The following is an 18,967-nucleotide window of genomic DNA, read 5'->3' on the forward strand; positions in this document are numbered from 1 at the left end:
TTTTAATAAAAAATGGAGGTGGTCATTTTGCTCCGGAATTAGGTGGTCATTTTGAATTGGAATCAGGTGGTCACTTTAAATTGGAATCAGGTGGTCAATATCACTGGAATTTGCACCAATGAGCAAATAATGCCACTAACCCTACTTCCATACAATGATTTCGCCATACTCACTTCCTCTTCATAGGAGTCATGAGATTGCATAATAATTACATTATATCCAGACTTTTGGGCTGCTATTTCTATACCGCTAATCAATGAAGAAAGAAAAGGTTGGGTAACTGTCGGTATCAAAACTCCAATGGTGTTAGTTTTATTACCTCGTAAACCTGCCGCCAAAGTATTGGGTACATATCCCATTTCTTCAGCCGTCTTCTTTACTTTTTTTATCGTTTTAGTACTAATTGTTGGATGATCTTTTAACGCTCTTGAAATTGTTGAGGTCGCAAGATTTAGCTTTTTAGCAATGTCATAGATAGTAATATCTTTGTTTCCTTCCATAAAAATAAAAAAGAGATTGAGTTACAAATGTACTGTTTTTTGTAATACTTTATTCTTATGCTGATTTACCCTGTTGAGAGTGATTTAAATAGTATTTATTTCAGGCAAACCGATGTATTTATTAATTTAATTTATTGTAGTTAAATTATGGTTTGTTTTATTTGGTAAATGAAATAGGGGGTTATGTTTATGTTAAAGAGTTTTTTAATCTTTTATCCTAAGTAAACGTCTGATAAACAATGTTTGTTTTGAAATAAATATAAACATTTTGATGTAAAAAAAATAAAATTTTTGGTTTTAAAACTTTTTTTATCAAAAAATATAATTACTTTAGCATACCGGAACAGAACAGTACGCTAATTATGAACGAAAAGAATTTTGCATTTAGTATTAATCACGAAAGCGATATACCAAAGTACCAACAATTGGTAAATTCCATCAATAATGCCATTGCAAAAAATCTTTTAAGCAAGGGTGATTTGCTGCCCTCGGTGAACAGTATTTGCAAAGAAAACAAACTCTCGAGAGATACTGTTTTCAAGGCCTATTCTATTTTGAAAGACCAAAGAGTCATAGAGTCAGTGCCCAATAAAGGGTACTATGTGGCAGGCGAAACCCGAAAAGTGCTTTTGGTTTTGGATACTTTCAAGGCCTATAAAGAGGTTTTGTATCATTCCTTCGTGAATAATTTGCCCGACAATATCATCACAGACGTGCAATTTCACCATTACAACATAGACAATTTCAAAACCATCATCAACAACAGTGTTGGCAAGTATTATAAATACGTGGTGATGAATTTTGACCATAAAGAAGTGACTTCGGTCTTGAATAATATTTCCAATGAAAAACTATTGTTGATTGACTGGAATATCCATTCCAAACCAAAGAACAATTATGTTTTCCAGGATTTTGGAAAAGCTTTTTACGAATGCTTGATAGAAGCCGTCGACTTGTTTAAAAAATATAAATCAATAGATTTCTTGTATCCTGGTTTTACCAATCACCCAATGGAGACCATTACTTTTTTTAAGAAATTTTGCAAGGAATTTGGATTTGAGCACAGCATTATTACCGATCCAAAAGAATTCGACATCAAAAAAAACAAAGCCTATATAGGAGTAAGCGACAGGATGCTTGGCATATTTTTGGAGCAATGTCGAGAAAAGGATTTTGAACCTGGAGTGGATGTGGGTTTCTTGTCCTACAACGAAACCCCGATGAAAAAATTCATTTACAAAGGAATTTCGGTAGTTACGACAGATTTCAAGGAATTGGGAACCAAAGGAGCCGAATTTGTGACCAAAGACGAGCCCATGCAGTGCTATGTGCCAACCAAATTAATAATAAGAGAATCATTATAAAAATAAATTTATGTATTATATAGGATATGATATAGGAAGTTCTTCGGTCAAAGTAGCCTTGGTTGAAGCGGCTACAGGGGAAAAAATAATTACCCTCCATGAGCCACAGGACGAAATGGCAATAATTGCGTACCACAAAGATTGGGCAGAACAAGATCCAGAGATTTGGTGGCAACACATTTGTGTTGGCACAAAAAGAGCCATCAAGGAAGCTAATATCGATGCTTCAAAAATCACAGGCATTGGTATTTCGTATCAAATGCACGGATTGGTTGTGGTCGACAAAGAAGGGAAATCCTTGCGCAACTCCATCATTTGGTGTGACAGTCGAGCCATAGAAATTGGAGACAAAGCCTTTGCAGAAATCGGGGAGCAAAAATGCTCAGAACATTTGTTGAATTCGCCGGGTAATTTCACGGCTTCTAAATTGAAATGGGTAAAAGAAAATGAACCGGAGATTTATGAAAAAATTCATAAATTTATGTTGCCGGGAGATTTCATTGCCTACAAACTAACGGGAGCAATGACCACGACCAAAAATGGTTTGTCCGAAGGAATGCTTTGGGATTATAAAGAAAATAAAGTGGCCAATTGGTTGTTGGATTATTATGGAGTAGACCAGTCGTTGACACCGACAATTGTCGAAAATTTTACCAATCAGGGAGAATTACACGATCAAGGTTCCAAGGAAACAGGGCTTCCTGTTGGTATTCCCGTAGTTTACAGAGCTGGTGACCAACCCAATAATGCTTTGTCGTTAAATATTTTGAAACCGGGAGAAGTTGCTGCAACTGGTGGAACTTCGGGAGTGATTTATGCCGTTACCGATCAATTAAAATCCAAAGAAACTTCGAGAATAAACAGTTTTGTGCACGTAAATTATACCAATGAAAATCAAACGATAGGAAAGTTGTTGTGCATCAACGGGGCGGGAATTCAATACCGATGGTTGCGTAATCACAGCGTCGTGGATTCATATGAAAACATGAACAGAAAAGCTTCAAAAATTTCTGTAGGTTCAGATGGAGTTGTTGTAATTCCTTTTGGAAATGGAGCAGAGCGTATGTTGAACAATAAAAATGTTGATAGCCATATTTTAAATCTGAATTTCAACAAACACAGCCATGGACATTTATACAGAGCTGCACTGGAAGGCATCGCATTTTCATTTGTTTATGGAATGGAAATTTTAAAGAACGACAATGCCGAGATCAAGGTGATTCGTGCCGGAAACGACAATTTGTTTCGCTCCGAAATTTTCTCTAACACTGTAGCGACATTAATCGGACACGAAATAGAAATTTACAATACCACAGGTTCTGTTGGGGCTGCAAGAGCCGTTGGATTGGTAGATGGCGATTATGAAAAATTTGGTAAAAACATTATGAAAAATGACCATGTCATGACGTATATGCCATTGCAAAACTGCGAACCTTATGTTGAAGCATATAATAATTGGAAAAAAGAATTAGAAATAATAACAAATAAATAATTACAAGATGATAGTTTTAGGAAATAAAGAGTATTACAAAGGAATTGGTCAAATCCAATTCGAAGGAAAGGATTCAGATAATCCATTAGCATTCAAATATTACAATCCTGACCAAATTGTAGCTGGAAAAACGATGCGTGAGCACTTTAGATTTTCAATTGCTTATTGGCATACTTTCTGTGGTCAAGGGTCTGATCCGTTTGGTCCCGGAACTCAAAATTTTGCTTGGGATCAATCTAATGACCCAATTCAGGCAGCAAAAGACAAAGCCGATGCAGCATTTGAATTTATCAGCAAAATGGGATTTGATTATTTCTGTTTTCACGACTATGATTTGATTCAGGAAGGACCAACATTTGCTGAGTCTGAAAGAAGATTGGCAGCGATTACTGAATATTTAAAAGAGAAAAAAGCTACATCTGGAATCAAATTACTTTGGGGAACTGCCAATTGTTTTTCGAATCCTAGATACATGAATGGTGCGGCTACCAACCCAGATTTTAATATATTGGCAAGAGCAGGAGGTCAAGTAAAACTGGCTTTGGACGCTACAATTGCATTAGAGGGAGAAAACTACGTATTTTGGGGTGGCCGTGAAGGCTATATGACTTTATTGAACACGGATATGGGAAGAGAATTAGACCACATGGGACAATTCCTAATTCAGGCCAGAGATTATGCAAGAGCACAAGGATTTAAAGGGACTTTCTTTATTGAGCCAAAACCAATGGAGCCTATGAAACATCAGTATGATTTTGACTGTGCGACTGCTATCGGATTTTTACGCGAGTATGGCTTAGAGAAAGATTTCAAAATGAACATCGAGGTAAATCACGCTACATTGGCACAACACACTTTTCAACATGAAATTGAAGTGGCTGCAAAAGCGGGTATGTTAGGAAGTTTGGATGCTAACAGAGGGGATTACCAAAATGGTTGGGATACAGATCAGTTTCCTAATAATATTCAAGAAGTTACTGAGGCTATGTTAGTTTTCCTTAAAGCAGGTGGACTTCAAGGTGGCGGTGTGAATTTTGATGCTAAAATCAGAAGAAACTCTACGGATATGGAAGATGTATTCTTAGCTCACATTGGCGGTGCGGATACTTTTGCAAGAGCTTTATTGACAGCTGATAAAATTATCACTTCTTCTCCTTATGATAAATTACGAACACAACGTTATAGTTCTTTTGATTCTGGAAATGGAAAAGCTTTTGAAGCAGGAAAACTGGATTTGCAAGCTTTATACAAAATTGCTCAAGAAAACGGAGAGCTTTCACTACAAAGTGGTAAACAAGAATTATTCGAAAATATCATTAATCAATACATTTAATATATTTTGAATTAGTTTAAAAACAAGGTGTCGGGAACATTAATAGTATAGTTAATAGCTTTCTGATCCCTTGTTTTTTTTGAATCACAATATTTTAACTAATCTTAAACCAATTTTTTTCTATGAACACTTTGCAATTAGCAGATTACCTAGTCTTTCTGGTCTATTTTTTGATCGTTTCTGTATATGGATATTCCGTTTACATACACAAAAAAACAAAGTCAATATCGGCATCCCATGATTACTTTTTGGCAGAGGGATCCTTGACTTGGTGGGCAATTGGGACTTCATTGATTGCTTCTAATATTTCATCAGAACAATTTATTGCCATGTCAGGTAATGGCTTCAAGATGGGATTGGCAATTGCAACCTACGAATGGATGGCGGCCCTAACTTTAATTATCGTGGCCGTATTCTTTATTCCAGTTTATTTAAAGAACAAGATTTATACGATGCCCCAATTTTTGAGCCAAAGATACAATGGGAACGTGGCAATGATTATGGCTGTTTTTTGGTTGTTGCTTTATGTAATAGTGAATTTAACTTCCATCCTTTATTTGGGAGCTCTGGCCATTAATGGAATTTCAGGAATTGAAATTAATTTATGCATGTATGGATTAGCATTCTTTGCGATTATAATTGCATTAGGTGGAATGAAAGTAATTGGATATACAGATGTAGTTCAGGTGGTGTTTTTAATATTTGGAGGATTAGTGACCACATATTTAGCGTTAGACAAAGTAGCTGAATTAAACGGACAGCACGGTATGGTCGAAGGTTTTAATTATATGTTGAATCAATCAGGAGACCATTTTCATATGATATTTAAAAAAGAAGATGCTAATTTTCCAAGTTTGCCGGGACTAACGGTTCTATTTGGAGGGATGTGGATCGTGAATTTAAATTATTGGGGATGTAATCAATACATCACGCAAAGAGCTTTAGGAGCCGATTTAAAGACGGCGAGAAGTGGTATTTTGTTTGCGGCATTCTTGAAATTATTGATGCCGGTAATCGTGGTTCTACCAGGAATTGCAGCCTATGTAATTTACACAAAAGGTGGTTTGCAAACCGAAATGTTGGGTCCTGATGGAATCATAAACCCAGACAGATCGTATCCTGTATTATTGAATTTACTACCTGTGGGATTAAAAGGGTTGTCTTTTGCTGCTTTGACGGCTGCTGTAGTAGCTTCGTTAGCTGGAAAAGTAAATAGTATTTCTACCATTTTTACCTTAGATATCTTCAAGAAAAAAATTAACCTAGGTGCAAGTGAAAGGAAAATGGTACAAGTAGGGAAAATTACGGTTGTGGTAGCGATGCTTATAGCGATTATTATTGCTCCCCTATTAGGAATTGACAAAAAAGGAGGATTTGAATTCATACAAGAATACACCGGATTTGTAAGTCCGGGGATTTTTGCCATGTTTATTCTAGGATTCTTTTGGAAAAAAACGAGCTCAAACGCAGCGATGTTTGCCACTATTGGTGGGTTTGTATTGTCGGTGATATTTAAATTCCTACCTAATTTTATGAATTTAGAATTCTTGAGCAGCACGGGATTCGCGACATTGGTGGAGCAAAAAGACAAAACAATGGCCTATGAAATTCCATTTTTGGACAGAATGGGATTTGTTTTCGCAATCTGTGTTTTGCTAATGATTGTTATCAGCTTATATGATGCCAAGAAAGGTCTTAAAGTAAAGGGACTTGAGGTTGATTCTAATATGTTTAAAGTTAGTAATGGTTTTGCAGTAGGCGCAATGATTATTTGTGGAGTGCTTGTAGCCTTGTATTCAATTTTTTGGTAGAATATCTAAAAAATAATTTTTCAACTTATTGATTTTTAGCAAGATATTGCAAGTAGGTTGAGTTAAAAGAAATAATTAATTCCTTTTTAAATAAGGAAAAAAATAAAATAAAAGACAATGAAATTTTTTATAGATACAGCAAATTTAAGTGAAATTGCAGAGGCACAAGCCTTAGGAGTATTGGATGGTGTAACAACTAATCCCTCGTTGATGGCCAAAGAAGGAATTACTGGTTCGGACAATATTTTGAAGCATTATGTAGCAATTTGCGACATTGTTGATGGGGATGTTTCCGCTGAGGTGATTGCTACAGATTATGAAGGAATGGTACGTCAAGGAGAAGAATTGGCGTCTTTGCATCCACAAATTGTTGTTAAATTACCAATGATTGCCGCGGGTATTAAAGCATGTAAGTACTTCTCGGATAAAGGGATCAGGACCAATTTAACCTTAGTTTTTTCTGTAGGACAAGCATTGTTGGCAGCCAAAGCGGGTGCGACTTATGTGTCTCCATTTTTAGGAAGACTGGATGATATTTGTACCGATGGTATGGGATTGATTGCCGAAATCAGACAGGTGTACGATAATTATGATTTTGAAACCCAAATTTTATCAGCTTCTGTTCGTAATACCATGCATGTTATTAATTGTGCCAAAATAGGATCGGATGTAATGACAGGTCCTTTATCATCAATTACGGGATTGTTGAAACACCCATTGACCGATAGCGGATTAGCACAGTTTTTAGCCGATTACCAAAAAGGAAATTAAATATGGAAATTAGTAAATTACAAGATATAGTATTCCAAACCAGAAGGGATATTTTGAGAATGGTTCACAAAGTAAACTCGGGTCACCCTGGAGGATCTTTGGGTTGTACAGAGTTTATGGTGACTTTGTATAATGAAATAATGGAATTGAAAGACGGTTTTGACATGAATGGACTTAATGAAGATGTTTTCTTCTTGTCTAACGGTCATATTTCGCCTGTATTCTATAGTGTTTTGGCTAGAAAAGGATATTTTCCAGTTGAAGAGTTAAACAGTTTTAGATTATTGAATTCAAGACTGCAAGGGCATCCAACTACTCATGAAGGATTAGAAGGTATTCGGATAGCTTCGGGTTCATTGGGACAAGGAATGTCGGTTGCGATTGGAACGGCATTGACAAAAAAACTCAATAAAGACACTAATTTAGTGTATAGTTTACACGGAGACGGTGAATTACAGGAAGGTCAAAACTGGGAAGCCATTATGTTTGCTTCTGCAAAAAATATAGACAATTACATCGCTACTATCGATTTCAACGGGCAACAGATAGATGGTCCTACGGATAAGGTTTTGAATATGGGTAGTTTGAAAGCCAAATTTGAAGCATTTGATTGGGATGTTGTTGAAATTAAGGAAGGAAATAATCTCGAAGCAGTCATTCATGGAATGAAAGAAGCAAAGTCAAGAACCGGAAAAGGAAAACCAGTTTGTGTATTGCTTCACACTATTATGGGACACGGAGTTGATTTTATGATGCACACGCATGCTTGGCATGGAAAAGCGCCTAACGATGAACAGTTAGAAAATGCTTTGGGTCAAAATTACAATACTGGAGGACAAAGCGATTACTAATCAGATTTCAGATTTCAGTGGCAATCCATTCACCTTTTTAATTTAGAAAATGAAAAAATATACATATACAGAACAAAAAGATACCAGAAGTGGTTTTGGAGCAGGTCTGGCCGAATTAGGACGTACCAATCCTAATGTAGTGGCTCTGTGTGCGGATCTTATCGGCTCACTCAAAATGGAAAAATTTATAGAAGAAAACCCAGAACGTTTTGTTCAGGTAGGAATTGCCGAAGCTAATATGATGTGTATCGCTGCAGGTATGACTATTGGCGGGAAAATTCCTTTTACGGGAACTTTTGCCAACTTCTCCACAGGTAGAGTGTATGATCAAATACGTCAATCAATAGCCTACTCGGATAAAAATGTAAAAATATGTGCATCACATGCCGGTTTGACTTTGGGAGAAGATGGGGCTACTCACCAAATCTTGGAAGATATCGGACTAATGAAAATGCTACCGGGAATGACTGTAATCAATACTTGTGATTACAATCAGACTAAAGCAGCTACCATTGCCATTGCAGATTATGAGGGTCCTGTTTATTTACGTTTTGGTCGTCCTGTCATTCCTGTTTTTACACCGGCAGATCAAAAATTTGAAATAGGAAAAGCAGTTATGATTAATGAAGGTGCCGATGTGACTATTATAGCAACTGGACATTTGGTTTGGGAAGCTATTTTGGCCGGCGAAGCACTTGAAAAGTTAGGAATTGATGCCGAAATCATCAATATTCATACGATTAAACCATTAGACGATAAAGCTATTTTAAAATCGGTAGCGAAAACGGGTTGTATTGTGACATGTGAAGAGCATAATTATTTAGGCGGACTTGGAGAAAGCATTGCAGGATTATTATCCTTAAATCAACCTACTCCACAAGAATATATTGCGACTAAAGATACTTTTGGAGAAAGCGGTACTCCGGCACAGTTGATGGAAAAATACGAACTCAACGCCGAAGCAATTGTAAAAGCAGTGCAAAAAGTAATACAAAGAAAACAAAAGTAAGACCTTCAAACTATGGATAAATTAGAAGTTTTTGTAATCAAGAACACAAACGGGATGGAACTGGAAGTTTCTAATTTTGGGGCAACTCTTATGAGTTTGAAAGTGCCCAATAAAAACAATTCAGTTACCAGTGTCGTTGTAGGATTAGAAAGAGCCGAAGATTATTTGTCTCCTCCTTATATTGATATTCCTTTGTTTTTGGGGTCTTCAATAGGCCGTTATGCAGGACGAATTTCCAATGGAAAGTTTCAAGTGGAAGGGAAATCATATCCCATAAAGCATGATAATGGAGTACATCTCCATGGAGGTAATGGTTTTGATAAAAAATTCTGGAATTTGAAAAAACGAACTCCAGAATCAATATTATTAACTTATGTAAGTACACATTTAGAAGAAGGATATCCTGGAGAATTGGAAGTAGAGGCTTTGTTTGAAATAACGGAGAATAACTGCTTAATTGTAAGTTATTCGGCGACAACAGATGCTCCTACGCCTGTAAATTTAACATGTCATCCCTATTTTAATCTCAATGCAACTGCTTCTGTTTTGGAGCATGAATTGTGGATGAACAGTAACCAGCATTTGGAAGTTGACGAACAGTTACTGCCAACTGGAAAGATTAAAGATTCAAAAAACACTGTTTTTGATTATACTAAAAAGTCCAAAATTAATAAGGATAATTTTGTTGGGTTTGATGATACATTTATTTTAAACAAAGAACATTTAAAAGCTACATTGTCATCAAATGAGACTGGGATTGCTATGAATGTCTATTGCAGTCAGCCAGCAATGGAGTGTATACTCCAAAAAAATTCCCAGAACTGCCATTTAAAAATAAGGTTGAATTCCCAGAATTCCCAGCGATTTGCTTTGAACCTCAAAATTTTCCCGATGCTCCCAATAATGATCATTTTCCAAATTCTGTACTTTTCCCAAATGAAATGTATAGTAATAAAATTGTTTTTGAATTTTCAATAGTAGAATGAAAATTATTCCCATTTTGTTGTTTTGTTTTTTATTTGAATTGTTTCGCTCAAGATAAAGTGATACACTAAAAAATAAATTATTATATTAAAGTAGGGATATGTTTTTAGTAAAGACAATCTTACCGATATAAAGAGAAGTGCAAATTCCAGTCATATTGACCACCACATTCCAATTTGAAATGACTACTGAATTCTAATTGTGTTGTTTGTAAAAATAAATGGTAATGTATTGATTTTTAATATACTGATTTGTGTTTGAAATGGATTATTTAATATTTTGTGCGCTTGTTCCAAACGCTGTTTGGCGTTGGAGGTGTGTCGGATACGGACGGTATTGGTTTTCTGTACATTGCCGCATTAAGGGTATTGGCACAGATAATTCGGATACGATGCTGTCAAAAAAAGAAAAAGCATCCCTGTTTTGTACGATTTGCTAGTCTTTACCCACGACACCCAATACAGCATCGTTGTCTGTGCGGATGTTACGAAGTAATTAGGCACTTCAATTTTATTGCAAATAGTTTCTCCTTCAACGCTTATTTCCTCGGAGCTTGGAGTAAACAGTTTTCGCTTTTCTACTTTATAATCGAGTCCTGCATGTTTGATAGCCTCGGCACTAGTAGGGTAGTCTTGAATAATTTGTCCTAAATTGTGCCATGCTTTTTCTTTTACGCTGAAAAAACTGTGTTTCTCTGTCTGTATGTTGTAATTTATATTGTCTGCCATTTCTGGGTGTTGTCCTTGTTTTGCTGAGTGAGATGCTCCATTATTTTCTATTTGTTCTCTTCTTTTAGCAAAAGCTAAAATTTTAAGGCTGTTAATGTGAAACGTAAGGCTACCCGTTGCTTTGCCTTCGGTGTTGCTGTACACATTTAAGCCGATGCGTCCAGACAATTGTACGATTGCACTTTTCTTAGCCACTGTGCTGTTTTTGAATTGAGCCAATACGAACAATTGATGTAGGTTGTAACTTCTATTACTTCGGTACTTCCTTTAGGCTTATAGCTGTCATTGTCGATGAAGCTCATCATATTGAGGCAAGTGAATGGAAGCAAATAAAAGTTCTGTTTAAGGAATCTAAAATAGTTCAGTTTACGGCAACTCCATATAGGAATGATCGTAGACCAATCGAAGGAAAAGTTGTTTATAATTATTCATTTGCTAGGGCTTTAAAAGACAAATGTTTTTCTAAAATTTCTTTAATTTCAGTAGATGAAAGACATCCTAAAAAGAAAGATAGAGCAATTGCTGAAGCAGCAGTAGCAAAACTCATTCAGGATAGGGAGAAAGGATGGACAAGACATAAAATGATGGTTCGTACTGAAACTGCTCCAAATGCCGAACAATTATTTAGGAATTATAAAAAATGGTTTCCTGATGAAAAGATAGTTGTAGTACATTCAAAAACCAAAGAGCGAAAAAAAATAATTGATGATATAAAGAATGGGTCCTATGACATTGTCATTTGTGTTGATATGTTAAAAGAAGGATTTGATTTTCCAGATTTTAAGATTGCCGCTGTTCATAAACTCCATAAATCCCTTGCTGTATTATTGCAATTTATTGGAAGATTTACAAGAACTCAGGATGGACTTGGAGATGCATCTTTCATAGTTAATTTTGCAGAGGAAAATCTCTCGGTTGAGTTAGAAAATTTACTGCAAGAAGGTTCTGGTTGTGAAGATGTTATAAGTGAAATTGCCGATGCAAGGAAAGCTCACGCAGAGTCTCTTTTATCTTTTTTGCAGGGATGCAAGCCATATTCAGGATTCGATTCTCCTGATACAGAACTTAACCCAAAACTTGTATATCCTGCTTTAAGTTGTGTATGTTATAAAGCAGAGGAGGTTGATTGGAGTAAATTTAAAGATGCATTTAATCTTAATAAATACGCAATTACGCAACCATATTATAACAAAGAAGAAAATGTTTTCTATTTTACGACCCAGAAAAGAGAAAAAGTAAAATGGGCTAGAACTGATAAAATGCGTGATCAAACGTGGAATTTGATTGTTATGCATTATGATAAAATATCTACATTACTATATATTGGTTATTCAGAAAAATTGCTGTACGTTGAAGAACTGGTTGATTGTATTACAAGTAAACAGCCTGTTGCTTTGAATGGTGACTGTGTATTTAGATCATTTGATTCGATTAAAAGATTAAGCATTGTACATGCTGGCATTTTTAAACCGGCAAATCATTTACACAGATATTCCAGATTAAGTGGAGCTGATGTTACAACTGAGCTTTCGAAATGGAAAAAGGGTAATAGATGTCAAAAGTCTGATTTCGTTGGCATAGGATTCCGGGATGGATTTCCGGTAAGTGTAGGTGCGTCAGTAAAAGGAAAGATTTGGAGCCCTGCTAGAATTGGTGATTTAAAACAATGGAAGGAATGGTGCCTAAATATAGGCAAGTTAATTACAGATGAGACTATTGATTCTAATCAATTGTTAGAAGATTCAGCTGAGAAAACACAAATTGATAAATATCCTGAAAACTTGATTGTCTTAGCATGTGATTGGTCAGAGGAGCTTTATGATAAAATTCATAAGATAAGTTTAGAAACTTCTACTGGAAGTATCTTGCTGGCTGAGTGTTTTCTAAAAAATATGGACGTAAAGAATAATAAATCTAGTTTTACACTTAATTTACCTGATCAGGTAATCAATTTTGCAATAGTTCTAGGAGGAGAAAAAGGGCATACTGTAGAAGATTTAGATGATTCTAAAGTTTTTATCGATGGTTTAAAGAATGAGCTACTATCATTAAAAAAAATCTTTGAACAAAATCCTCCGACTATGTTTTTACTAAATGAATGTACAATTTCGGGTTGTATTCATACAAATTATAATATTTCTCCCTCCTTGCAAATACCTACTGAACGAATTGAAGTCTTACAGTGGGAAGATGTGAAATACACTGTAGAATCAATGTATAAAAAAGGTGAAAGGCATGATAGATCGGTTCAAAAATACATGATGAAGCGCTTGGTGGATCAGGGTGCGAAAATAGTTTTCAATGATGATAATTCTGGAGAGTCTGCCGATATAGTAGCAATTTTTCATCATGTGGAGCTAATTCGTTTTGAGCTAATACATTGTAAGTATTCTAAAGAAGCTTCAGGTTCACGATTGAATGACTTGTTTGAAGTTTGTGGTCAGGCAATTGTATCTTTAAGATATAAGTGGAAACCTTAAGAATTGTTAAAGCATTTTTTTTGTTTTGAGGTACAATTCAGGTACAAAATACGGTTAAGAAGTGTAGTTTTTTAAGTAAATTATAAGAAAAAAGGTATTAATTTGTGATGAAATTAACACCTTTTATGATATTTTTAAGTGCCTACTTTCCAATGCAGAAATTAGCAAAAATATTACCCAGCAATTCGTCGTTCGTAACCTGTCCGGTAATCATCCCAAATTGGTACAACGCTTCTTTAATATCCAATGCCATCAAATCAGAGGACAAGTTGGTTTCAAGGCCAAATTTCACTTTCTGTATCTCGTCTAAAGCTTTTAGTAAGGAATCGTAATGCCTTGTGTTCGTTACTATTGTTTCATTATTTCGTAAAGCTCCGGTATTCACAAACGAAAGTAATTGATTTTTTAAATCCTCAACTCCTAGTTTTTCTTTAGCAGAAATAAGTAAGATTTCAGGAATTTCAGCTTTTAGATTTTGGATTTCATTTTCTTCTAATTTGTCGGCTTTGTTACCAATAATAACTAGGGGCTTCAATGGAAACTGATTTTTAATTTTCTCCAGTTCCACTTTCAACTTTAAACCTGAAACTTTAAACTCCGAACTGTCAAAAAGAAAAACGACAACTTGTGCTTGTTCAATTTTTTCGAATGTTTTCCGGATTCCGATGCTTTCCACCACATCTTCGGTTTCCCGAATTCCTGCAGTGTCTATGAATCGAAATCCTATTCCGCCAATCACTAATTCATCTTCAATAGTATCACGCGTAGTTCCAGCTATTTCAGAAACGATGGCGCGTTCTTCATTCAACAAAGCATTCAAAAGTGTCGATTTCCCCACGTTGGGTTCACCCACAATTGCCACGGGAATTCCGTTTTTAATGACATTTCCCACTGCAAACGAATCGATTAAACGTTTGAGGACAAATTCAATTCTATTCAATAATTCGTGAAATTGGGTTCTGTCGGCAAATTCAACATCTTCTTCGGCAAAGTCGAGTTCTAGTTCAATTAGGGAAGCAAAATTCAACAGTTCTTCACGTAGTTTGGCAATTTCATTAGAGAATCCACCACGCATTTGCTGCATCGCAATTTGATGGGATGCTTCATTATCACTTGAAATCAAATCGGCAACAGCTTCTGCTTGAGATAAATCCAGTTTCCCGTTTAGGAATGCTCGTAATGTAAATTCTCCCGCATTTGCCATACGGCAACCTTTTCGAAGCAGTAACTGAATAATTTGCTGTTGGATATAAGTAGAGCCGTGACAGGAAATTTCGATAGTGTTTTCGCCTGTATAGGAGTTTGGACCTTTAAAAATGGAGACTAAGACTTCATCCAATGTTTTGGTATCATCAATGATATGGCCTAAATGTAACGTATGGGTTTTTTGCTGTAATAAATTTTTATTTTTAATGGATCGAAAAACAGAATTACCAATAATTATGGCATCTTCGCCAGAAATTCGAATTACGGCTATCGCTCCGGCTCCCGAAGGAGTTGCCAGTGCCACTATAGAATCGTGAGGTATCATATTTTTATTTCAATTTTATGCAAAAGTAAGTAAAACATGTAAAGCAACAAGATTCCATTATAAAACCATTAACTTTATTTCTAGTTAAAAATAAGACTATCCAATAATTACCCTAATTAATTTATTTTTTTGTTGTAATTTTATGTAGATAATTGGCTAACAATTAATTAATAGGTATCATGAAGAAAATTCTATTTCCGACCGATTTTTCAGATGTTTCTAATAATGCATTTATTTACGCATTAAAATTAGCAGATTTCATAAATGCTGAGATTATTACGTTGCATGTTTATCAGTTGCCACAGGCCAATTATATTAATATTTCGGAATATTTACATGAAGTTTATGATGTTACTGAGTTGAGTAATTTTGAGAATTACAAAGACGAAGTTCCCGTTTTAAGAAGCATTGCCGAAAATAATAATTTAGAGTATATAAAAATAAGCCATGTTTTGATTTTGGGTAATTTAATTCATGAAATCCAAAAAATGACTAAGGAAGATGCTATTGATTTTGTGGTTATGGGAACTAAAGGCGCCACTGGATTAAAAGAAACTTTTTTGGGTACGGTTGCAACCAAAGTTATGAATGATGTCAAAACTACTGTCTTGGCGATACCGGAACATTGCCAATATCAACCCATAAAAAAAATACTTTTTGTCACTCAATTTAGAACCGAAGATATTGAGTCTTTGAAAAGGATAATCATATTGTCCAAATTTTTTCAGGCACACATTGATTGTTTGCGCGTACAAACTTCCAATCATGGAAACAAAAATGACGCTATGGAAGAATGGAGTCAAATCATTAAAAACCAGGACATTTTGTTACATTCTATAACTGGAAATGATGTGGAAGGAATTATTTTGAATTTTATTGAATTGCATAAAATAAATATGATTGCAATGCATGTCTATCATAAAAATTTCTTTGAAAAACTATTTAAAATTAGTCTTTCCAAAAAATTAGCTTTTCATGTCAATGTACCTATTCTCGCTATTCATGAATGAAATTAATTTGAACTCTATTAGAATATAAAGTTTTAATATGCGTTTATATTAAGAGTTTGATTAGAAGTGTTTTTTTTTGCTTTTAGATTATAAATACCTGATAATTATCATATTGAAAGTTAATTGTTGTAATTAGCTTTGATAAATGAATCATTTTAATACTTATAGATAATGAAAAGAATTCTATTCCCAACAGATTTTTCTGAAGTGGCCGATAATGCCTTTGTGCATGCTTTAGAATTTGCAAAAATAGTTCAGGGTGAACTCATTTTACTGCACACGTTTGAATTACCTGTATTTGATAATCAGTTTTTTCCTGAAAATTATGCAGTCATCTATGATTCATTGGAGTTATCCCAATTTGATATGTTTAAAGAGGAGATTCCAAAGCTTCGCGCTATAGCTGAAGAACGGAATCTCGATAAAATTAAGATGAGTCATAGGCTTATGGACGGTGATTTGCTTTTTAATATTAAAAGAGCAATTAAAGAAGATAAAATAGATTTTGTTGTGATGGGTACTTCCGGGGTTACTGGATGGGAAGCTTTTTTTGTGGGAAGTAATGCTGGTTCTGCCATCATAGGGATTGATGTTCCTATGTTATGTGTTCCATTGGAGGCTAAATTCAAAAAAATTGAAACTATTGGATTTACAACACGTTTTAGAAATAAAGATAAAAAAGCACTTAAAACCATATTGGATATCGCAGAAAAGACAAAAGCTAAAGTAAAATGTCTTTATGTAAGAACCAGTGATTCAGATGTTTCAAAAGATACAATAGAAGAATGGGAAACAGAGTTTATGGAAAAACGAATTGAATTTTTTGTGGTAACCAGTGATGAAATAAAGGAAACTATTTTAGACTTTGTTTTATATAAAGACATCGATCTGTTAACAATGCTTACCTACAAAAGAGGTTTTTTTGAAGGGTTATTTAAACCAAGTTTTACTAAAAAAGTAGCAACTAATTTTGATATACCAATTTTGGCCATCCATATTGATTAAAGAAGTCTTAAAATTTAATAGTTGTATAAATAATGTCATTTGTCGGATATTTATAGTTGAGTATTCTAATGTTCCAGCAGATTATTTGTTGTAGTAAGCACTATATTTGTAGTTCATCAATTTGAATTATGGAAGTATACAAAGCAAAAAAGACACGCTTTTCGGCAGAATTAATTACAATCAATAAAAAATACAATAGTATCAGCATTTTCAGGCTTTTTACTATTGTATTTTTTTTGGTGTCCATGTATTATTATATTAAAACGAGCGAAGCTCTTTTTATCGCTTTGGCTGTGTTCTTTTTCGGATTATTTATAATTTTGATGCGTTTTCATTCCAAGTTGGTTTTTCAAAAACAAATCAAACAGGCGCTATTAGATATTAATGAAAATGAAATATCCTATTTGGAAAGAAAAACTATTCCATTTGAAAACGGACAGGAATTCAATGATTTTCATCATCCTTACGCGTATGATTTGGATATTTTTGGGGAGCATTCTATATGCCAAAATCTGAATAGAACGGCCACATTTATTGGTAAAAAAACATTGGCGAACCAACTTCTAACGCTTTTGCCAAATGCGGGGATTATTAGAAATCATAAAGCCATAAAAGAATTATCCGGAAAATTAGATTGGCGTCAGGAGTTTTTGGCTTTAGCCAAGGTAAGCAACGATAATAAATCCAGTTATGAAGCTTTATTGCAATGGAATAAATTCGAAAGTACTCCGTTGACTAAAACGAGTATAATAGTTTCTTTTATTGCACCAGTTCTCTTTCTTGGGACAGTTGTGGGTTATTTAATCACATCAAATTCAGCGTTTTTATCGCTATTATCAATTCTATTTGTTTTTAATTTGGGTTTTTTAGGCAAATTTTTTAAACGAATTCAAATTGAAATTGCAAATGCATCCAACATTGATAAAATCATTAATCAATATGGTTTATTGATACAAAAAATCGAGAATGAATCTTTTCAGTCCGAAAAACTAATCGATTTGCAACAAAAACTAACCTTCAAAAAAGAAAATGCCAGCATTCATTTGAAACAATTGGCTTCATTCTTTTCTAATATGGACACCATTGGGAATTTTGTGACGGGATTATTATTCAATGGAACTTTTTTATTTAATTTTCATGTTTTAAAAGGATTGATTCAATGGAAAAAAGATCATACCGAAGTACTGGAAGATTGGCTAGAAGTAATTGGCGAATTTGAGATGTTGAACAGTTTAGCAAATCTTTCCTATAACAATCCTGATTTTGTGTATCCAACATTGAATACCAATTTTGAAATTGATTTCTCCAATTTAAGCCATCCTTTATTAAATGAAAAAACTAGGGTGGGGAATACCGTGAGTTTTCATCCGGAATCCTTTATGATTTTGACCGGTTCTAATATGTCTGGGAAAAGTACGTTTTTAAGAAGTTTGGGAATCAATATGGTATTGACAGGAATGGGTTCGCCGGTTTGTGCCAGTAAGGCTAATGTGCATCCGTTACCCGTTTTAGTTTCCATGCGGTTGTCTGATTCGTTATCAGATAGTGAATCGTATTTCTTTGCGGAGATCAAGCGCTTAAAGCAAATTATGGACGAATTGGAAAACAGACCTGCTTTTGTATTACTAGATGAAATATTACGCGGAACCAATTCAGATGATAAACGCAATGGAACGATAGAAGTAGTTAAAAAAGTAATTGGTAAAAAAGCAATTGGAGCCATTGCAACGCATGATATCGAAGTTTGTCTGACTACCAATAATTATCCAAAGATACTTACCAACAAATGTTTTGAAGTGGAGATTGTCAATAATGAGCTACATTTCGATTATAAATTACGTGACGGCATTTGTAAAAATAGAAGCGCTACGTTCCTGATGAAAAAAATGGGAGTGATTTAGAGTATTATTAGATTTCAATCTTTTCTCGATGTTGTCATTCCAACGAAGGAGGAATCACAAGTTAAGAAATTCCTCTTTCGTCGGAATGACAAAAATATAGGGTGGGCCGGAAGAAAACAAAAAACCGCAATTTCAAAAGAAGTTGCGGTTTTTTAAATATAAAAATGGTTTGGTTAATAGCATATTTGTTATACAAT

15 protein-coding genes and 1 pseudogene are annotated in these 18,967 nt (G+C 34.7%); 12 read left to right on the forward strand and 4 right to left on the reverse strand.

Annotated features, from left to right (window positions below):
- Positions 1-86: 86 nt before the first annotated feature.
- The gene (locus ACM55M_RS17095) at positions 87-500 is read right to left on the reverse strand and encodes a LacI family DNA-binding transcriptional regulator (protein WP_416858887.1); all 414 of its coding nucleotides are present in this window, start codon (positions 498-500) and stop codon (positions 87-89) included.
- Between the two features lie 362 nt (positions 501-862).
- Between ACM55M_RS17095 and ACM55M_RS17100 the strand changes: the two genes are divergently transcribed.
- From ACM55M_RS17100 to ACM55M_RS17135, 8 genes are all read left to right on the forward strand, one after another.
- Entirely contained in the window at positions 863-1,864 is a 1,002-nt protein-coding gene (locus ACM55M_RS17100; protein WP_416858888.1) for a GntR family transcriptional regulator, read from the forward strand.
- A 10-nt stretch (positions 1,865-1,874) separates the two neighbouring features.
- Entirely contained in the window at positions 1,875-3,356 is a 1,482-nt protein-coding gene (locus ACM55M_RS17105) for a xylulokinase (protein WP_416858889.1), read from the forward strand.
- A 7-nt stretch (positions 3,357-3,363) separates the two neighbouring features.
- Positions 3,364-4,689 carry a xylose isomerase gene (gene xylA, locus ACM55M_RS17110; RefSeq protein ID WP_416858890.1) on the forward strand — a complete coding sequence of 442 codons (1,326 nt, stop codon included), beginning with the start codon at positions 3,364-3,366 and terminating at the stop codon, positions 4,687-4,689.
- Between the two features lie 122 nt (positions 4,690-4,811).
- Positions 4,812-6,500, forward strand: a complete 1,689-nt coding sequence (locus ACM55M_RS17115; RefSeq protein WP_416858891.1) for a sodium/sugar symporter — start codon at positions 4,812-4,814, stop codon at positions 6,498-6,500.
- A 117-nt stretch (positions 6,501-6,617) separates the two neighbouring features.
- Positions 6,618-7,271, forward strand: a complete 654-nt coding sequence (gene fsa / locus ACM55M_RS17120; protein WP_416858892.1) for a fructose-6-phosphate aldolase — start codon at positions 6,618-6,620, stop codon at positions 7,269-7,271.
- A 2-nt stretch (positions 7,272-7,273) separates the two neighbouring features.
- Positions 7,274-8,122 carry a transketolase gene (locus tag ACM55M_RS17125; protein ID WP_416858893.1) on the forward strand — a complete coding sequence of 283 codons (849 nt, stop codon included), beginning with the start codon at positions 7,274-7,276 and terminating at the stop codon, positions 8,120-8,122.
- 49 nt (positions 8,123-8,171) lie between these two features.
- Positions 8,172-9,131, forward strand: a complete 960-nt coding sequence (locus ACM55M_RS17130) for a transketolase family protein (RefSeq protein WP_416858894.1) — start codon at positions 8,172-8,174, stop codon at positions 9,129-9,131.
- Positions 9,132-9,143: 12 nt separating this feature from the next.
- Complete coding sequence (locus ACM55M_RS17135) at positions 9,144-10,109, forward strand: aldose epimerase family protein (protein ID WP_416858895.1); 966 nt, start codon at positions 9,144-9,146, stop codon at positions 10,107-10,109.
- Between the two features lie 278 nt (positions 10,110-10,387).
- On the opposite strand, the pseudogene ACM55M_RS17140 reads toward ACM55M_RS17135, so the two are convergent.
- Together ACM55M_RS17140 and ACM55M_RS17145 are read right to left on the reverse strand one after the other, a co-directional pair.
- Positions 10,388-10,843 (reverse strand): annotated as a pseudogene (locus ACM55M_RS17140) (DUF932 domain-containing protein); the annotation flags it as partial.
- A 146-nt stretch (positions 10,844-10,989) separates the two neighbouring features.
- Complete coding sequence (locus ACM55M_RS17145; protein WP_416858896.1) at positions 10,990-11,148, reverse strand: hypothetical protein; 159 nt, start codon at positions 11,146-11,148, stop codon at positions 10,990-10,992.
- Between the two features lie 276 nt (positions 11,149-11,424).
- On the opposite strand from ACM55M_RS17145, the gene ACM55M_RS17150 reads away from it, so the two are divergent.
- The gene (locus ACM55M_RS17150; protein WP_416858897.1) at positions 11,425-13,323 is read left to right on the forward strand and encodes a DEAD/DEAH box helicase; all 1,899 of its coding nucleotides are present in this window, start codon (positions 11,425-11,427) and stop codon (positions 13,321-13,323) included.
- Between the two features lie 142 nt (positions 13,324-13,465).
- On the opposite strand, the gene mnmE is transcribed toward ACM55M_RS17150, so the two are convergent.
- A complete protein-coding gene (gene mnmE / locus ACM55M_RS17155; RefSeq protein ID WP_416858898.1) occupies positions 13,466-14,854 on the reverse strand; it encodes a tRNA uridine-5-carboxymethylaminomethyl(34) synthesis GTPase MnmE in 1,389 nt (462 codons plus the stop codon).
- Between the two features lie 179 nt (positions 14,855-15,033).
- On the opposite strand from mnmE, the gene ACM55M_RS17160 reads away from it, so the two are divergent.
- From ACM55M_RS17160 to ACM55M_RS17170, 3 genes are all read left to right on the forward strand, one after another.
- Positions 15,034-15,864, forward strand: coding sequence for a universal stress protein (locus ACM55M_RS17160; RefSeq protein WP_416858899.1), 831 nt, complete (start codon positions 15,034-15,036; stop codon positions 15,862-15,864).
- Positions 15,865-16,035: 171 nt separating this feature from the next.
- Positions 16,036-16,869: a universal stress protein gene (locus ACM55M_RS17165; protein WP_416858900.1), complete on the forward strand. Its 834-nt coding sequence runs from the start codon at positions 16,036-16,038 to the stop codon at positions 16,867-16,869.
- A 128-nt stretch (positions 16,870-16,997) separates the two neighbouring features.
- A complete protein-coding gene (locus ACM55M_RS17170; protein ID WP_416858901.1) occupies positions 16,998-18,770 on the forward strand; it encodes a MutS-related protein in 1,773 nt (590 codons plus the stop codon).
- Positions 18,771-18,967 lie beyond the last annotated feature (197 nt).

The organism is Flavobacterium galactosi, from assembly GCF_048158585.1.
In the GTDB taxonomy this organism is placed as follows: domain Bacteria; phylum Bacteroidota; class Bacteroidia; order Flavobacteriales; family Flavobacteriaceae; genus Flavobacterium; species Flavobacterium galactosi.

Bases quoted from the DNA above. Each gene is read 5' to 3' on its own strand.
- ACM55M_RS17095 (WP_416858887.1), bottom strand. From the start codon at position 500: ATGGAAGGAAACAAAGATATTACTATCTATGACATTGCTAAAAAGCTA.
- ACM55M_RS17100 (WP_416858888.1), top strand. From the start codon at position 863: ATGAACGAAAAGAATTTTGCATTTAGTATTAATCACGAAAGCGATATA.
- ACM55M_RS17105 (WP_416858889.1), top strand. From the start codon at position 1,875: ATGTATTATATAGGATATGATATAGGAAGTTCTTCGGTCAAAGTAGCC.
- xylA (WP_416858890.1), top strand. From the start codon at position 3,364: ATGATAGTTTTAGGAAATAAAGAGTATTACAAAGGAATTGGTCAAATC.
- ACM55M_RS17115 (WP_416858891.1), top strand. From the start codon at position 4,812: ATGAACACTTTGCAATTAGCAGATTACCTAGTCTTTCTGGTCTATTTT.
- fsa (WP_416858892.1), top strand. From the start codon at position 6,618: ATGAAATTTTTTATAGATACAGCAAATTTAAGTGAAATTGCAGAGGCA.
- ACM55M_RS17125 (WP_416858893.1), top strand. From the start codon at position 7,274: ATGGAAATTAGTAAATTACAAGATATAGTATTCCAAACCAGAAGGGAT.
- ACM55M_RS17130 (WP_416858894.1), top strand. From the start codon at position 8,172: ATGAAAAAATATACATATACAGAACAAAAAGATACCAGAAGTGGTTTT.
- ACM55M_RS17135 (WP_416858895.1), top strand. From the start codon at position 9,144: ATGGATAAATTAGAAGTTTTTGTAATCAAGAACACAAACGGGATGGAA.
- ACM55M_RS17145 (WP_416858896.1), bottom strand. From the start codon at position 11,148: ATGATGAGCTTCATCGACAATGACAGCTATAAGCCTAAAGGAAGTACC.
- ACM55M_RS17150 (WP_416858897.1), top strand. From the start codon at position 11,425: ATGATGGTTCGTACTGAAACTGCTCCAAATGCCGAACAATTATTTAGG.
- mnmE (WP_416858898.1), bottom strand. From the start codon at position 14,854: ATGATACCTCACGATTCTATAGTGGCACTGGCAACTCCTTCGGGAGCC.
- ACM55M_RS17160 (WP_416858899.1), top strand. From the start codon at position 15,034: ATGAAGAAAATTCTATTTCCGACCGATTTTTCAGATGTTTCTAATAAT.
- ACM55M_RS17165 (WP_416858900.1), top strand. From the start codon at position 16,036: ATGAAAAGAATTCTATTCCCAACAGATTTTTCTGAAGTGGCCGATAAT.
- ACM55M_RS17170 (WP_416858901.1), top strand. From the start codon at position 16,998: ATGGAAGTATACAAAGCAAAAAAGACACGCTTTTCGGCAGAATTAATT.